Origin of the sequence: Streptomyces rubradiris (genome assembly GCF_016860525.1) — a bacterium.
Lineage (GTDB): Bacteria > Actinomycetota > Actinomycetes > Streptomycetales > Streptomycetaceae > Streptomyces > Streptomyces rubradiris.
Map to the genome: position 1 here is coordinate 5,028,824 of NZ_BNEA01000015.1, position 15,092 is coordinate 5,043,915.

15 protein-coding genes are annotated in these 15,092 nt (G+C 71.5%); 12 read left to right on the forward strand and 3 right to left on the reverse strand.

Translation table 11 applies throughout. The annotated features are described in order from the left end of the window. Positions 1-55: 55 nt before the first annotated feature. Positions 56-1,462, forward strand: coding sequence for an FAD-binding oxidoreductase (locus Srubr_RS35570; RefSeq protein ID WP_189995915.1), 1,407 nt, complete (start codon positions 56-58; stop codon positions 1,460-1,462). A gap of 53 nt (positions 1,463-1,515) precedes the next feature. Here Srubr_RS35570 and Srubr_RS35575 read toward each other — a convergent pair whose 3' ends face one another. Next, positions 1,516-1,929 (reverse strand): SsgA family sporulation/cell division regulator, encoded by a 414-nt coding sequence (locus Srubr_RS35575; RefSeq protein WP_189995913.1) that lies wholly within the window; start codon positions 1,927-1,929, stop codon positions 1,516-1,518. A 234-nt stretch (positions 1,930-2,163) separates the two neighbouring features. Here Srubr_RS35575 and Srubr_RS35580 point away from each other — a divergent pair, with 234 nt between their 5' ends. The 4 genes from Srubr_RS35580 to Srubr_RS35595 all read left to right on the forward strand — a co-directional run bounded on the left by Srubr_RS35580 (position 2,164) and on the right by Srubr_RS35595 (position 8,044). Then, positions 2,164-4,062, forward strand: coding sequence for an RDD family protein (locus Srubr_RS35580; RefSeq protein ID WP_189995911.1), 1,899 nt, complete (start codon positions 2,164-2,166; stop codon positions 4,060-4,062). 109 nt (positions 4,063-4,171) lie between these two features. Continuing rightward, positions 4,172-4,879: an RDD family protein gene (locus tag Srubr_RS35585; protein WP_189995910.1), complete on the forward strand. Its 708-nt coding sequence runs from the start codon at positions 4,172-4,174 to the stop codon at positions 4,877-4,879. A gap of 353 nt (positions 4,880-5,232) precedes the next feature. Next, entirely contained in the window at positions 5,233-7,590 is a 2,358-nt protein-coding gene (locus Srubr_RS35590; RefSeq protein ID WP_189995909.1) for an immune inhibitor A domain-containing protein, read from the forward strand. Between the two features lie 121 nt (positions 7,591-7,711). Next, positions 7,712-8,044, forward strand: coding sequence for a hypothetical protein (locus Srubr_RS35595; protein WP_189995903.1), 333 nt, complete (start codon positions 7,712-7,714; stop codon positions 8,042-8,044). Between the two features lie 139 nt (positions 8,045-8,183). On the opposite strand, the gene Srubr_RS35600 is transcribed toward Srubr_RS35595, so the two are convergent. Then, on the reverse strand, positions 8,184-8,777 hold the full coding sequence (locus tag Srubr_RS35600) for an isochorismatase family protein (RefSeq protein ID WP_189995901.1): 594 nt from the start codon (positions 8,775-8,777) through the stop codon (positions 8,184-8,186). A 94-nt stretch (positions 8,778-8,871) separates the two neighbouring features. Then, positions 8,872-10,218, reverse strand: a complete 1,347-nt coding sequence (locus Srubr_RS35605; RefSeq protein ID WP_189995899.1) for a nicotinate phosphoribosyltransferase — start codon at positions 10,216-10,218, stop codon at positions 8,872-8,874. A 57-nt stretch (positions 10,219-10,275) separates the two neighbouring features. Between Srubr_RS35605 and clpS the strand changes: the two genes are divergently transcribed. The 7 genes from clpS (at position 10,276) to Srubr_RS35635 (ending at position 15,059) form a co-directional block, all read left to right on the forward strand. Continuing rightward, positions 10,276-10,593: an ATP-dependent Clp protease adapter ClpS gene (gene clpS / locus Srubr_RS35610; protein ID WP_030782738.1), complete on the forward strand. Its 318-nt coding sequence runs from the start codon at positions 10,276-10,278 to the stop codon at positions 10,591-10,593. Positions 10,594-10,602: 9 nt separating this feature from the next. Then, positions 10,603-11,208, forward strand: a complete 606-nt coding sequence (locus tag Srubr_RS35615; protein WP_189995898.1) for a DUF2017 domain-containing protein — start codon at positions 10,603-10,605, stop codon at positions 11,206-11,208. Between the two features lie 328 nt (positions 11,209-11,536). Continuing rightward, positions 11,537-12,973, forward strand: coding sequence for an amino acid permease (locus Srubr_RS35620; RefSeq protein ID WP_189995896.1), 1,437 nt, complete (start codon positions 11,537-11,539; stop codon positions 12,971-12,973). Positions 12,974-13,119: 146 nt separating this feature from the next. Next, positions 13,120-13,542, forward strand: a complete 423-nt coding sequence (locus tag Srubr_RS35625; protein ID WP_189995894.1) for a M67 family metallopeptidase — start codon at positions 13,120-13,122, stop codon at positions 13,540-13,542. A gap of 79 nt (positions 13,543-13,621) precedes the next feature. Next, on the forward strand, positions 13,622-13,717 hold the full coding sequence (locus Srubr_RS42155; RefSeq protein ID WP_351328700.1) for a putative leader peptide: 96 nt from the start codon (positions 13,622-13,624) through the stop codon (positions 13,715-13,717). A 95-nt stretch (positions 13,718-13,812) separates the two neighbouring features. Further along, positions 13,813-14,091 carry a MoaD/ThiS family protein gene (locus Srubr_RS35630; RefSeq protein ID WP_189995892.1) on the forward strand — a complete coding sequence of 93 codons (279 nt, stop codon included), beginning with the start codon at positions 13,813-13,815 and terminating at the stop codon, positions 14,089-14,091. Positions 14,092-14,108: 17 nt separating this feature from the next. Beyond that, positions 14,109-15,059 (forward strand): PLP-dependent cysteine synthase family protein, encoded by a 951-nt coding sequence (locus Srubr_RS35635; protein WP_189754223.1) that lies wholly within the window; start codon positions 14,109-14,111, stop codon positions 15,057-15,059. The last annotated feature ends 33 nt before the right edge of the window (positions 15,060-15,092 follow it).

A 15,092-nucleotide genomic window follows, 5' to 3' on the forward strand; every position in this document is an offset into this window, starting at 1 on the left:
GTGGCCCAAGGGCGGCGCGGGCGGGGTTCACACCGATGGCCGCGAGTGTCACGCTGTGATCATGAGCCGTATCGAAGCGCCACGCGACGAGCACACCGGTAACCTCGCCGACCGGCTCCTGGCCGGCCTGCCGCCCGAGGCCGTCCTGACCGACCCCGACGTCACCGCCTCCTACGCCCACGACATGGCGAGCTTCTGCCCGGCCGGCCGGCCCGCCGCCGTCGTCCTGCCGCGCACCGTCGAGCAGGTCCAGCACGTCATGCGCACCGCCACCGAGCTGCGTGTCCCGGTCGTCCCGCAGGGCGCCCGCACCGGCCTGTCCGGCGGCGCGAACGCCACCGACGGCTGCATCGCGCTGTCACTGACCAAGATGGACCGCATCCTGGAGATCAGCCCGGTCGACCGGATCGCCGTGGTGGAACCGGGCGTGATCAACGCGACGCTCTCCCGCGCGGTCGAGGAACACGGCCTGTACTACCCGCCGGACCCCTCCAGCTGGGAGATGTGCACCATCGGCGGCAACATCGGCACCGCCTCCGGCGGCCTGTGCTGCGTCAAGTACGGCGTCACCGCCGAGTACGTCCTCGGCCTGGACGTCGTCCTCGCCGACGGCCGGCTGATGTCCACCGGCCGGCGCACCGCCAAGGGCGTCGCGGGCTACGACCTCACCCGTCTCTTCGTCGGCTCCGAGGGCTCCCTCGGCATCGTCGTCCGGGCGGTCCTGGCGCTGAAGCCGAAGCCGCCCCGGCAGCTGGTGCTGGCCGCCGAGTTCGCCTCGGCGACCGCCGCCTGCGACGCGGTGTGCCGCATCATGGCCGGCGGTCACGTCCCGTCCCTCCTCGAACTGATGGACCGTACGACGGTCAAGGCGGTCAACGACCTCGCGCACATGGGCCTGCCCGAGACCACCGAGGCACTGCTGCTGGCCGCCTTCGACACCCCGGACCCCGCCACCGACCTGGCCGCCGTCGCCGCCCTGTGCGAGGCCGCCGGCGCCACCGGGGTCGTGCCCGCCGACGACGCGGCCGAGTCCGAACTGCTGCTCCAGGCCCGGCGGCTCTCGCTGACCGCGCTGGAGGCGGTCAAGGGCACGACGATGATCGACGACGTGTGCGTGCCGCGCTCCCGGCTCGGCGAGATGCTGGCCGGCGTCGAGCGGATCGCCGCCGAGTACGACCTCACGATCGGGGTGTGCGCGCACGCGGGCGACGGCAACACACACCCCACCGTCTGCTTCGACGCCCGCGACCCCGAGGAGTCCCGCCGGGCCCGCGAGTCCTTCGACGCGATCATGGCCCTCGGCCTGGAGCTGGGCGGCACCATCACCGGGGAACACGGGGTCGGCGTGCTGAAGAAGGAGTGGCTGGCCCGGGAGCTGGGCCCGGTCGGGGTGGAGATGCAGCGGGCGGTGAAGCATGCCTTCGACCCGCTGGGCATCCTCAACCCCGGCAAGCTGCTCTGACCTCCCGGGCCGGTCCGTCCGCCCGTGCCCCGGCGCCCGGCCCAACGCCCGGCTCACCGGGCGAGGAGCTGGTCGAGCGCGTCGTCGAGGCCCGGCTGACCGCCCTCCGTGCCCGGCGGCACCGCCCGCAGCGTCCGCTCCAGCCAGGCCGAGACCTGCGCGACGGGCGCCTGGAGCAGCGCGTCGCCGTCCGGCGCGCTCAGCGCCATCAGGACGACACCGCGCCCGTCCGACCTGCCCGGCCACACCCGCACGTCGCCCTGCCCGCACGGCCGGAACACCCCCTCCACCAGCAGCTCGCGGGCGAACGTCCAGTGCACCGGGCGCTCGGAGTTGATGTGGAAGGCGATGTGGACGGCGTAGGGGTCGTCGCAGCGGTAGGTGAGCCGGGCCGGGACCGGCACGCTCTCCTCCGGCGACAGGACGAGCCTCAGCTCCAGCTCCCGCTCCACCACGGTGTGCCGCATGACGTGTTTCCCTTCTGGTCGGGGCCGCTCGGACCGGGCCCGTACCAGGGGAGAGCGGGCAGGGGCCGGACCATTACGCGGGTCCGGGGAAGTTTTTTTTCCGCGGGCCCCGGAAAGCGTGTACGGCGTTGCCCGGAAAGGGGTGGGTCCCACGGGACTGGCGCTGCGGGCTGCCCCGGTCTGATAGATGTGGAGGCCCCCATCACACCCCCGAGCAGATACGGGACGACGGACATGAGCGCCCCAACCCCGGCACCCGGCGACGACAGGCCCCGCGAGGGCTACTACCCGGACCCGTCCATCCCCGGCTACGTCCGGTACTGGAACGGCGCCTCCTGGGTGCCCGGCACCAGCCGTCCGGCGCCGAAGGACGGCGAGCCGCTCATCCCGCCCCCCGGTCTGCGGCCGGCCGCCCCGGCCGTGGAGGAGACGGGCCCCCACTTCTTCGACGAGGACCCGCCCGCGGCCGGCGCCCGGCCCGCGGAGACCGGCCCGGCCACCGGCACCGGACGGCAGGACCCCGGAGGCGCCCGGGCGGGCCGGTGGGAACAGACGGCCCAGGCCGCCCAGGCGGATCAGTGGGCCCGGGCGGGCGAGAGCGACCAGTCAGACCCGGCCGACCAGTGGACCCGCACGGGCCAGGCCGGTCCGCGCGGCCAGGCCGATCAGTGGTCGGCCGTGGACCAGGCAGACCAGAACGGCCAGGCAGGCCAGAACGGCCAGGCAGGCCAGAACGGCCAGGCAGGCCAGAACGGCCAGGCAGGCCAGAACGGCCAGGCAGGCCAGTGGGCCACCCCTGCCCAGCCCGGCACGCCCGCCCAGTCCGGCACGCCCGCCCAGTCCGGAGTCCCCGGTCAGTCCGGTGGACCCGCCCAGTCCGGAGTCCCCGGTCAGTCCGGTGGACCCGCCCAGTCCGGAGTCCCCGGTCAGTCCGGAGGCCCCGCCCAGTCCGGAGGCCCCGCCCAGTCCGGCGGGACCGCCCTGCCCGGTACCCCCGGTACCCCCGGTCTCCCCGGGCAGCGGGACCGGTCGGGTGGGTTCGGTGGGGACGCCGGGCGTGGTGGGGCCTGGGGTGCCGATCCGCGGGTGCCGATGGACTCCCCGGCCGGCTCCGGTGGCCAGGGCGCCGCCCGCGCCGACGGCGCCGCGACGGTCCCCCCGGCCGAGGCCGGCGACGCCCCGGACCCCGGCACGTTCGTCTTCCGGCGCCCGGTGACCCGTACCGACGACGGCACGATGACCATCCGCCCGGTGACCCGTACCGACGACGGCACGATGACCATCCGCCCGGTGCCCTCCGACCCGCCCGGCCCCGCCGCCGAGGGCGCCCAGGGCCCCGTCGGCGCGCCCGCCGCCTCCGGCTTCGGCGCCGGCAAGGCCGCCGCCCAGGCCGCCGCCGCGCAGGCGCCCGTCACCCCTCAGGCGCAGCAGCCGCAGGCACCGCACCCCGCTCCCGCCGTGGCGGCCCCCGTGCCGCAGCAGTCCGGCCCCGCTCCCGTCACCACCCCCGTGACCAGCGGGCCCGGCGGCGGGCAGGCGTCCTGGGCGCAACAGGTGCACCAGCTGGCCGGCGGCGGGGACGAACCGTCCGTCGCGCCGTGGAAGCCACCGGTGGAGGACCTCTTCCAGGCCGCCGCGCGCCGGCAGGCCGCCGCGCGGCCCGCCGGTCTCGGCAAGCGGCTCGCGGCGCGGCTGATCGACCTGGCCGTGGTGGGCGCCGTGACGGCCGCCGCGGCGGTGCCGCTCGGTATCCGGGCCGTGGACCACGTCCAGCAGAAGATCGACGCGGCCCGGCTGTCCGGCCACCAGGTCACCGTGTGGCTGATCGACGGCACGACCGGCACCGGCCTCGGCATCGTCCTCGCCGTCCTGCTGCTCGCCGGTGTCCTGTACGAGGTGCTGCCCACCGTCCGCTGGGGCCGCACCCTCGGCAAGAAGCTGTGCGGTCTGGAGGTGCGGGACATCGAGGCGCACGAGCCGCCGACGTTCGGCCCGGCGCTGCGCCGCTGGCTGGTGTTCAGCGTGCCGGGTCTGCTGGTCGTCGGTGTCGTGGGCGTGCTGTGGTGTCTGTTCGACCGGCCCTGGCGCCAGTGCTGGCACGACAAGGCGGCGCACACGTTCGTCGCGGGCTGAGCCGGGGGAGGGGCCGGGTGAGGGCCCGGGAGATGCCGGGTGAGGGCCGGGTACTCCGTCCGGCCGTCTGCCGGATGCGCGGCGGCGGCCCGCGGGTTCCACTCGGGCCATGAGCAGCGCACCGCCCCCCGGCTCCGGAGAGCAGCCCCCCGAGGACGACCCCTTCAGGAAGCGGCCCCCGTCGGACCAGGGGTCGGGCTCGCCGTACGGCACCCCGCCCCCGTACGGCGGCGACCAGCCCCCGCCCCCCGGCGGACCTTACGGAGGAGGCCCCTACGGAGGAGGCCCCTACGGCGGCGGGCCGTACGGCGGCGGCCCCTACGGAGCCGGGGCCGGTGGCTATCCCGCCGATCCGCTGGCCGGCATGCCCCCGCTCGCCGACAGCGGCAAGCGGACGCTCGCGCGGATCATCGACATGGTCCTGGTCGGCATCGTCGTCTGGCTGCTCACCATGGCGTTCGGCGTGAGCGAGTACACATACACCATCGACGGCGACCGGATCGACGCCGGCCGGTCCGTCGCCCAGTCCTTGATCGCGGCCGCGCTCTATGTCGCCTACGACACCTTCATGATCAGCCGGTCGGGGCAGACGCTCGGCAAGAAGTGGCTCGGCCTGCGGGTGGCCGATCTGGCGAACGGCGCCACCCCGTCCGTGTCGACCTCGCTGACCCGCGCCCTGGTGCTGTGGGTGCCGTTCGCCTTCTGCTGCGCCTGTGTCTGGACGGCCGTCGCGGGCGGCTGGAGCTTCTTCGACAAGCCGTACAAGCAGGGCCTGCACGACAAGGCGGCCAAGACGGTGGTGGTCAGCACCCGGTGAGCGACGCACCGCCGGGGCGGAGCGCGGGGCGGTGGGCACCTGCCCACCGCCCCGGCGCTGCGTCGGCATGGTGATCGCGCCCTGACCCTACGGTGCCGGTGCACGGGGGGCGCACGGAGTCACCGTCCCGTCGGACGGGCGACTCGGCAGGGCTGTAGGCGCGTCGGCGCCTGTCCGTAAAGCGAACTCCACCTCCGCATAGTGCACTTGTCCTGCGCAAGTCAAGGTCTGTCTTTTCTGCCAAACCTCTAGTCAAATGTCGTCACTTGACTACACGCGTTGATCTTGCGCGCACGGATTCCTCCATGCCCGGAACCCCCTGTCCGTGTGCGCGGCGCGGGGGAGGAACTCAAGTGACCAGCAGATCCTGGACGTTCAGGGCGGCCGCCATCGGCGTGACCCTCGCGGCGGCGTCCGCCTCGTTCGCGACGTTCGCCGTCGCCGAGGCGAGCACCCAGCCCCGGCCCGCCACCGCGAACCGGCACGACCCGGCACCGGTGAAGCAGCACGAGCACGACCTGGACGGCCCGCTGAGCAAGACCCAGGACGCCCAGCGCGAAGAGGCCCTGAACCAGCTCATATCCGGCAAGGCCACCGCGCAGGAGCGCAACGGCTCGAAGGTCGTCAAGCTCAAGAGCCGCAAGGGCGAGAGCAAGTACGTCGAGCTGAGCCGCGAGAAGACCGACAAGATCTTCACCATCCTGGTGGAGTTCGGGGACAAGACCGACCCCAAGTTCGGCGGCACCCCCGGCCCGCTGCACAACCAGATCGCCGCGCCGGACCGCGCCAAGGACAACTCCACGGCCTGGCAGCAGGACTACGACCGCAAGCATTACCAGGACCTCTACTTCGGCACCGGCAAGAACACCGAGTCGCTGAAGAAGTACTACGAGAAGCAGTCCTCGGGCCGCTACTCGGTCTCCGGCGAGGTCACCGACTGGGTCAAGGTCCCCTACAACGAGGCCCGTTACGGCAACAACGCGTGCGGTTCCACCAACTGCCCGAGCGTGTGGAACATCGTCAGCGACGGCCTGGGCGCCTGGGTCGCCCAGCAGAAGGCGGCCGGCCGCACCGACGCCGACATCAAGAAGGACCTCGTCCAGTACGACCAGTGGGACCGGTACGACTTCGACGGCGACGGCAACTTCAACGAGCCGGACGGCTACGTCGACCACTTCCAGATCGTGCACGCCGGTGAGGACGAGTCCGCGGGCGGCGGCGCCGAGGGCGAGAACGCGATCTGGGCCCACCGCTGGTACGCCTTCGGCACCGACGCCGGTGCCACCGGCCCGCAGAACAACAAGCTCGGCGGCACCCAGGTCGGCGACACCGGCATCTGGGTCGGCGACTACACCATCCAGCCGGAGAACGGCGGCCTCGGCGTCTTCGCCCACGAGTACGGCCACGACCTCGGCCTGCCGGACGAGTACGACACCGCCGGCGGCGACAACTCCACCGGTTTCTGGACCCTGATGTCCTCCGGCTCCTGGCTCGGCCGGGGCAAGGAGTCCATCGGCGACCTGCCCGGCGACATGAACGCCTGGGACAAGCTCCAGCTGGGCTGGCTGAACTACGACACCGCCACGGCCGGCAAGCAGTCCACGCACAAGCTGGGCCCGGCCGAGTACAACACCTTCGACAAGCAGGCCCTCGTGGTCAGCCTGCCCGACAAGGCGGTCACCACCACGATCGTCCAGCCCGCCCAGGGCTCGGCCCAGTGGTGGAGCGGCAGCGGCAACGACCTGAAGAACACGCTGACCCGGTCCGTGGACCTGACCGGCAAGACCTCGGCGAGCCTCAGCCTGGACGGTTGGTGGGCCACCGAGGAGGGCTACGACTACGTCTACACCGAGGTGTCCACCGACGGCGGCGCCAACTGGACCGCGCTGGACGGCACCGCGGACGGCCAGGCCCTGCCGAAGGACGCCGGCGGCAAGCCCGCGCTGAGCGGCTTCTCCGAGACGCACAAGAAGCTGTCGTTCCCGCTCGACGCCTACGCGGGCAAGAAGATCGACCTGCGCTTCCGCTACGCCACCGACAGCGGTGTCGCGGAGAACGGCTTCACCGCCGACGAGATCACCGTGACCGCCGACGGCACCCCGCTGTTCTCGGACGACGCCGAGAAGGCGGACGCCGGCTGGACCGCGAACGGCTTCTCCCGCATCGGCGCGTCCTTCACCAAGGACTACAAGCAGTACTACATCGCCGAGAACCGGCAGTACGTGTCGTACGACAAGACGCTGAAGACGGGCCCGTACAACTTCGGCTTCGCGTCGCGCCCGGACTGGGTGGAGCACTACCCGTACCAGAACGGCCTGCTGATCTGGAAGTGGGACACCTCCCAGGCGGACAACAACACCAACAGCACCAACGGTCACCCGGGCACCGGTCTGATCCTCCCCGTCGACTCGCACCCGACGGCGCTGAAGTGGGCCGACGGCACGCTGCTGCGCAACCGCGTCCAGGCATACGACTCGCCGTTCAGCCTGTACGCCACGGACGGCATCACCCTGCACAAGGCCGATGTCGCGCTGAAGATCAAGGGCTCGAAGGGCGTGCCGGTCTTCAACGACCACACCAGCACCTACTACGACCCGGCGAACCCGACCGGTGGCGTGAAGGTCACTGACACCAACACCAAGATCACGATCGTCAAGGAGGCCAAGGACGGCTCGACGATCTCCCTCAAGGTCGGCCCCGCGGTGAAGTAACCCGCATCACCGCAGGTCATAGGCGTATCGGCGGCAACCCCCTGGCGGGTTGCCGCCGATCGTGTTTAGGTGCGTCCTGTGGACCGCTTATTGACACCGACCGGAACGGGGATGTGACCGCATGGCCGCTGGAGGCTTCAGCAAGCTGCCGAACGGCACGGTGGTGGTGGCGCTCAACCTGCCGTACGGCTCCGCCGGGGTGCGCATCCTGGTGCACGCCGCCAACCGCGCCCGCGCCCTGACCAGGCTGCGCAACCTGGGCCTGCGGGCGGTGTACCTCCGGGGCAACGCCGAGCCTCCGACACCGGACGAGATCACGGCGGTACTGCACCACCCCGACGGCCTGGTCTGGCGCACGGCACCCACGGCCCCCACGGCGGCCGGCGGCGTCATGGCGACGGAACTGTGGCACCCCATCCGGGCGCTGCTGCGGGGGCCGGCGACGGTGCGGTGAGGGTGCTTCGGTGCGTCGTCGGGTACGGGCGCGTCGTGGCCTGCCGCGCAGTCCCCCGCGCCCCTGAGGCCGGCTGCGCCCCTGAGGCCGGCTTCGCCCCTCCGGTGCCGAGCCGGCCGTAAGCCTCCGCCCGGCTCGCTCAGCCGCCGACGACCGGCTTGCCGGTCAGCTCGACGCCCGCCGCCCGCAGCTCCTCCAGGGCGCCCTCGGTCGTCTCCGGGGCGACCCCGGCCGTCAGGTCCAGCAGGACCTGGGTGCGGAAGCCCTCGCGGGCCGCGTCCAGGGCGGTGGCCCGTACGCAGTGGTCCGTGGCGATGCCCACCACGTCCACCTCCGTGATCTCCCGGGAGCGCAGCCAGTCGGCCAGGGACACGCCGTGCTCGTCGGTGCCCTCGAAGCCGCTGTACGCCGCCGAGTACGCCCCCTTGTCGAACACGGCGTCCACCGCGCCGGAGGCGACCGCGGGGGCGAAGTTCGGGTGGAAGCCCACGCCCTCCGTGCCCGCGACACAGTGCGCGGGCCAGGAGCGGACGTAGTCGGGGTCGTCGGCGAAGTGACCACCGGGGGCGATGTGGTGGTCCCGGGTGGCCACCACGTGCCGGTACCCGGTGCCCGCCGCCTCGCCGATCAGCTCCGTGATGGCGGCGGCCACGTCGGCTCCCCCGGCCACCGCGAGGCTGCCCCCCTCGCAGAAGTCGTTCTGCACGTCTACGACGATCAAGGCGCGGCGCATGGTGGGTGTCCTTCGACTGAGAGTGAAGTAACTGAGCCTAGAGACTTCCGGGCCCGTGCGGGAGGGGTGGGAAGGGGCGGACGGCGGTCGGGCTTTAGCTACCCGAGCGCCCGTGCACGTACTCCGTCGGGATGACGGGTTCCCCGCGCGAGAGCTGGGTAGCGGACAGCGGCAGATTGGCGCGCGCCGCGATGTGCCGGTCCCGGGTCACGTCCAGCGGCTCCCGGGCCACCACCGTGCCGCCGCGCACCAGCGGCACCAGCAGCTGCCGGCCGGCCAGCTCGGCCGGCACCGGCCCGGTGCCGACGACCTCGGCCTCGGCGATCCCGTCCGCGTCCAGCCGGCGCGCCGCCCACTTGCGGCCCCCGATCGACATCTTGCCGCCGCTGGACTTCTTCGCGACCGGCACCAGCGGCGCCTTCGGGTCGGCGGAGTCGGCGCGGGCGACCAGCTTGTAGACCATGGAGCTGGTGGGGTGCCCGGAGCCGGTCACCAGCTGGGTGCCGACGCCGTAGGCGTCCACGGGCGCGGCGGCCAGCGAGGCGATGGCGTACTCGTCCAGGTCGGAGGTCACGATGATCTTCGTGTCGGTGGCGCCGAGCTCGTCCAGCTGCTGCCGCACCCGGTGGGCCACCAGCAGCAGGTCGCCGGAGTCGATGCGGACGGCGCCCAGCTCGGGGCCGGCCACCTCCACCGCCGTGCGGACGGCCTCGGCGACGTCGTAGGTGTCCACCAGCAGGGTGGTGCCCCGGCCGAGGGTCTCCACCTGGGCCTGGAAGGCGTCCCGCTCGCGGTCGTGCAGCAGGGTGAAGGCGTGGGCCGAGGTGCCCACGGTGGGGATGCCGTAGCGGAAGCCGGCCGCGAGGTCGGAGGTGGTGGCGAAGCCGCCGACGTAGGCGGCGCGGGCGGCGGCCACCGCGGCCAGCTCGTGGGTGCGCCGGGCGCCCATCTCGATCAGCGGCCGGTCACCGGCGGCGGAGGCCATCCGGGAGGCGGCGGCGGCGATCGCGGAGTCGTGGTTGAGGATGGACAGGATCACCGTCTCCAGCAGGACGCACTCGGCGAAGCTGCCCTCGACGCGCATGACCGGCGAGCCGGGGAAGTACACCTCGCCCTCGGGGTAACCCCATATGTCGCCGCTGAAGCGGTAGTCGGCGAGCCACTTCAGGGTCTCCTCGTCGACGATCTGCCGCTCGCGCAGGAAGCCGAGGACGCCCGGGTCGAAGCGGAAGTTCTCCACCGCGTCCAGGACGCGTCCGGTCCCGGCCACCACGCCGTAGCGGCGCCCGTTCGGCAGCCGCCGGGTGAAGACCTCGAACACGCTCCGCCGTTCGGCCGTACCGGCCTTCAGCGCGGCGCGCAGCATCGTCAGCTCGTACTGGTCCGTGAAGAGCGCCGTCGAGGGAACGTCCACCGGCAGCCCAAGGTCCGCTGTGTTCATGTCGGGGAATCGTACTCCCTTTTCGTCGGTGTGACGATTTAAGGGGGGCGTGGCAGCATGGGCAGTGTGACGTCACCCGCGCCCGTAGAGATCGAACGCACCGAGTCGGCGGAGGAGATCTCCGCCGTACCCGAACCCGACGTCCCCTGGGTCACCATCGTCCACAACGACCCGGTCAATCTCATGAGCTACGTCACCTACGTCTTCCAGACGTACTTCGGCTACTCCAAGGACAAGGCCACCAAGCTCATGCTCGACGTCCACCACAAGGGCCGGGCGGTCGTCTCCAGCGGGAGCCGCGAGGAGATGGAGCGCGACGTGCAGGCGATGCACGGCTACGGACTGTGGGCCACCCTCCAGCAGGACCGGAAGTAAACGCCGCAGATGCCCGGACACTTCGAACCGCTCCCCGGCGGCGGCGCGGCCGTCGCGCTCGACGACGTCGAGATCTCCATCATCCGCTCGCTGGCCGTCCAGCTCCTGGAGCTGATCGGTCCCGGACCCGGCGCCGACGCCCCGGCCGACCCGCTGGCCGAGCTGTTCGCCGAGGGCCCGAGCGAGCCGCCGGCCGACCCGGTGCTCAGGCGGCTCTTCCCGGACGCCTACAGCGACCCGGAGCACGCGCCCGCCTCGCCGGCCGAGGCCGAGGAGCGGCGGGCGCACTCCGCCGAGTTCCGCCGCTACACCGAGAACGACCTGCGCGCGGGCAAGCGGGAGGGCGCGCTCGCCGTGGTCCGCTCGCTGGACGCGCTCGCCCCGGCCGGGGAGGGCGGCGCGGTGCTGAAGCTGACGCCGGAGGAGTCCCGGCAGTGGCTCGGCGCGCTCAACGACCTCCGGCTGGCGATCGGCGCCCGGCTGGAGATCACCGACGAGGACGACACGGAACTGCTCTACCGGCTGCCGGACGAGGACCCGCGCAAGCCGATGGTGCTGGCGTACCTCTGGCTGGGCGGGCTCCAGGAGACCTTGGTGTCGACTCTGATGTCGTGAGGCGGACTGGCTGGTTCCGATCGGTGTCCGCTCAGAGGACGCTCAAACCCGGATAACGATCCCATTACCATCCAAGCCTTTTTTGCTACTTTCGGACCGTCTTTGTCCGATTTTGGCTGTGCAGTGCCTCACACTGCCCCTCTGTGATCAGTATTGCGCCCGTGATAAATCTTCACGACCGCCCGGCCAACACCACCCATGTTCGGCCGGGTGCGCCACCGAGCCGACGACCGTCGGCCAGGCAACAGCTCCATCAATCCGGGGGGATCGAGATCCGATCCGAGGCCGACGCAAGGCCCGGTTCGGCATGGAGAAAGGCGCACCACACATGACCTCAGCGCAGGTCGATCAGCATCGCGACGGCAATGAGGCCGCGGGGGCCGAGGGCAGCGAGGGCGGCGAGGGGTATCAGCGCGGGCTGGGGGCCCGGCAGATCCAGATGATCGCCATCGGCGGGGCCATCGGCACCGGCCTGTTCCTCGGCGCGGGCAAGGGCATTTCCAAGGCCGGCCCGAGCCTGATCCTGGCGTACGCCGTCGCGGGCCTCGTCATCTTCCTGATCATGCGGGCACTCGGCGAACTGCTGATGTACCGCCCGGTGTCGGGTTCGTTCTCCGATTACGCGCGGGAGTTCATCGGCCCGTTCGCCGGTTTCGTGACCGGCTGGACGTACTGGCTGTTCTGGGTGGTCACGGGCATCACCGAGGTCACCGCCGCGGCGAAGTACATGACGTACTGGTTCGACATCCCGCAGTGGCTGTCGGCCCTGGTGTTCACCGTCATCCTCTACGGCGCCAACCTGATCTCCGTGAAGCTCTTCGGCGAACTGGAGTTCTGGTTCTCCATGGTCAAGGTCACCGCCATCATCGGCATGATCCTGATCTGCGCCGGCATCCTCACCATCGGCTTCTCCGACGCCGGCGACACCGCCTCCGTCGCCCACCTGTGGAACCAGGGCGGCTTCTTCCCGCACGGCATCGACGACACGCTGATGACGCTGCAGATGGTGATGTTCGCCTTCCTCGCCGTCGAACTGGTCGGTGTGACCGCGGGCGAGTCCAAGGACCCCAAGACCGTGCTGCCCAAGGCGATCAACACCGTGCCGTGGCGCATCGCCGTCTTCTACGTCGGCGCGCTCATCATGATCCTGTCGGTCGTGCCGTGGACCAGCTTCAGCGCGGGCAACAGCCCCTTCGTGGTCGCCTTCGAGCGGATGGGCCTCCCGGCCGGCGCCGGCATCGTCAACTTCGTCGTGCTCACCGCCGCGCTGTCGTCCTGCAACTCCGGCATGTACTCCACCGGCCGGATGCTGCGCGACCTGGCGCTCAACAGCCAGGGCCCCAAGGCGTTCACCAAGCTCACATCGAGCGGTACCCCGCTGATCGGCACCACGTTCTCCGCCGCGCTGATGCTGGTCGGCGTCTGGATCAACTACCAGTGGCCGGGCAAGGCGTTCGACTACGTGGTGTCCTTCGCGACCATCTCCGGCATGTGGGCCTGGATCGTCATCCTGATCTGCCAGATCCGCTACCGGGCCAAGGCCGACCGCGGCGAGCTGCCCCGCTCGGAATTCCGGGCCCCGGGCGCGCCGTGGACCAGCGTGATCGCGCTCGCCTTCATCGGCATGGTGATCGTGCTGATGGGCATCGACAAGGACGCCCGGGTCTCGCTGTACTGCGCGCCGGTGTGGGGCGTGGTACTCGCCGTCGCCTACCTGGTGCTCCGGCGCCGCAACCCGGAGGCCGCCGCCTTCCGCAAGCGCTGAGAGGACCCCGGACCTTCCGGAAAGGGACGTCCGGCCGCCGGGAGCTCTCGTGGCGCCCCCGTCGGCCGCCGCTCAGGACGTCCGGCATGTGGGCCGTTCCGTACCACCCATCGGTACGGAGCGGCCCTCTGCTTATCCTGACCCCCATGCTGACCATCACCCAGGCCCTGTACGACCAGATCGTCGCCCACGCGCGCAAGGACCACCCCGACGAGGCGTGCGGCGTGGTGGCGGGCCCGGCGGGCTCGGACCGCCCCGAGCGCTTCATCCCCATGCTGAACGCGGCGATGTCGCCCACCTTCTACGAGTTCGACTCCGGCGATCTCCTCAGGCTCTACCGCGAGATGGACGACCGCGACGAGGAGCCGGTGGTCATCTACCACTCCCACACCGCCACCGAGGCCTACCCCTCGCGCACCGACATCTCCTACGCCAACGAGCCCGGCGCCCACTACGTCCTGGTCTCCACCGCCGACACCGACGGCCTCGGCGACTTCCAGTTCCGCTCCTTCCGGATCGTGGACGGCCAGGTCACCGAGGAGGAGGTCAGGGTCGTGGCGGACTACTGATCTCGCCCACCGGACGAAATCCGTCCGGCATGCGGAATCACACTCCGGGCCGCGGGCCGGGAATCGATACGATGAGCCCATGGTTCTTCTCGACGTGGGCGACGAGGCGCCGGGCACCCTGCTCGTGGCGCGGCTGCACGTCGACCTGTGCAGGCTGAACAGCGCCCTCTGTTGACCCACACCGCTGCCGCCGTACGGCCCCGCGCCGCGGCGGTCCGCCGCCGCGCGCCTGACCGAACCGACGACACCTTCCGACAGGAGCCCTGAGCCATGGCCATCGAGGTCCGCATCCCGACCATCCTCCGCCAGTACACCGACGGTCAGAAGGCGGTGGAGGGCACCGGCGAGACCCTCGCCGAGCTGTTCGCCGACCTCGAGACCCGGCACGCCGGCATCCAGGCCCGCATCGTGGACGGCGGCGAGCTGCGCCGCTTCGTCAACGTGTACCTGAACGACGAGGACGTCCGCTTCCTGGACGGCATCAAGACCAAGCTGTCCGACGGCGACAACGTCACGATCCTGCCGGCCGTGGCCGGCGGCATGCGCTGATCGGCCTCCGAGCAGCGATGCGCTACGACTCCCCGCTGGCCGCGGTGGGCAACACCCCCCTGGTGCGCCTGCCGCGGCTGTCGCCGTCCCCCGACGTGCGGATCTGGGCCAAGCTGGAGGACCGCAACCCCACCGGCTCGGTCAAGGACCGTCCCGCGTTGCACATGATCGAGCAGGCGGAGAAGGACGGCCGGCTCACCCCCGGCTGCACGATCCTCGAACCCACCTCCGGCAACACCGGCATCTCCCTCGCCATGGCCGCCAAGCTCAAGGGCTACCGGATGGTGTGCGTGATGCCGGAGAACACCTCGCAGGAACGCCGGGACCTGCTCGGCATGTGGGGCGCCGAGATCATCTCCTCGCCGGCCGCCGGCGGCTCCAACACCGCGGTGCGCGTGGCCAAGGAGCTGGCCGCCGAGCACCCCGACTGGGTGATGCTCTACCAGTACGGCAACCCGGACAACGCGGGCGCCCACTACGCGACCACCGGCCCGGAGATCCTCGCCGATCTGCCCTCGGTCACCCACTTCGTGGCGGGCCTCGGCACCACCGGCACCCTGATGGGCGTCGGCCGCTACCTGCGCGAGCACAAGCCGGACGTCAAGATCGTCGCCGCCGAACCGCGCTACGACGACCTGGTCTACGGCCTGCGCAACCTCGACGAGGGCTTCGTCCCCGAGCTGTACGACGCCTCCGTCCTCACCACCCGCTTCTCGGTCGGCTCGGCCGACGCGGTCACCCGCACCCGGGAACTCCTCCAGCAGGAGGGCATCTTCGCGGGCGTCTCCACCGGCGCCGCCCTGCACGCGGCGATCGGCGTCGGGAACAAGGCCGTCAAGGCGGGCGAGAGCGCCGACATCGTCTTCGTCGTGGCCGACGGCGGCTGGAAGTACCTGTCCACGGGCGTCTACACGGCGGCCACCACGGAGGAGGCCATCGCCACCCTCCAGGGACAGCTCTGGGCGTAGCCAGGGGATCCGCGCGCGCCGGTGGTACGTCAC

What these genes read in the sequence shown, in the direction of transcription:
- Srubr_RS35575 (WP_189995913.1), bottom strand. Translation starts at nt 1,929, where the DNA reads ATGCGGCACACCGTGGTGGAGCGGGAGCTGGAGCTGAGGCTCGTCCTG.
- Srubr_RS35580 (WP_189995911.1), top strand. Translation starts at nt 2,164, where the DNA reads ATGAGCGCCCCAACCCCGGCACCCGGCGACGACAGGCCCCGCGAGGGC.
- Srubr_RS35585 (WP_189995910.1), top strand. Translation starts at nt 4,172, where the DNA reads ATGAGCAGCGCACCGCCCCCCGGCTCCGGAGAGCAGCCCCCCGAGGAC.
- Srubr_RS35595 (WP_189995903.1), top strand. Translation starts at nt 7,712, where the DNA reads ATGGCCGCTGGAGGCTTCAGCAAGCTGCCGAACGGCACGGTGGTGGTG.
- Srubr_RS35600 (WP_189995901.1), bottom strand. Translation starts at nt 8,777, where the DNA reads ATGCGCCGCGCCTTGATCGTCGTAGACGTGCAGAACGACTTCTGCGAG.
- Srubr_RS35605 (WP_189995899.1), bottom strand. Translation starts at nt 10,218, where the DNA reads ATGAACACAGCGGACCTTGGGCTGCCGGTGGACGTTCCCTCGACGGCG.
- clpS (WP_030782738.1), top strand. Translation starts at nt 10,276, where the DNA reads ATGGGCAGTGTGACGTCACCCGCGCCCGTAGAGATCGAACGCACCGAG.
- Srubr_RS35615 (WP_189995898.1), top strand. Translation starts at nt 10,603, where the DNA reads ATGCCCGGACACTTCGAACCGCTCCCCGGCGGCGGCGCGGCCGTCGCG.
- Srubr_RS35620 (WP_189995896.1), top strand. Translation starts at nt 11,537, where the DNA reads ATGACCTCAGCGCAGGTCGATCAGCATCGCGACGGCAATGAGGCCGCG.
- Srubr_RS35625 (WP_189995894.1), top strand. Translation starts at nt 13,120, where the DNA reads ATGCTGACCATCACCCAGGCCCTGTACGACCAGATCGTCGCCCACGCG.
- Srubr_RS42155 (WP_351328700.1), top strand. Translation starts at nt 13,622, where the DNA reads ATGGTTCTTCTCGACGTGGGCGACGAGGCGCCGGGCACCCTGCTCGTG.
- Srubr_RS35630 (WP_189995892.1), top strand. Translation starts at nt 13,813, where the DNA reads ATGGCCATCGAGGTCCGCATCCCGACCATCCTCCGCCAGTACACCGAC.
- Srubr_RS35635 (WP_189754223.1), top strand. Translation starts at nt 14,109, where the DNA reads ATGCGCTACGACTCCCCGCTGGCCGCGGTGGGCAACACCCCCCTGGTG.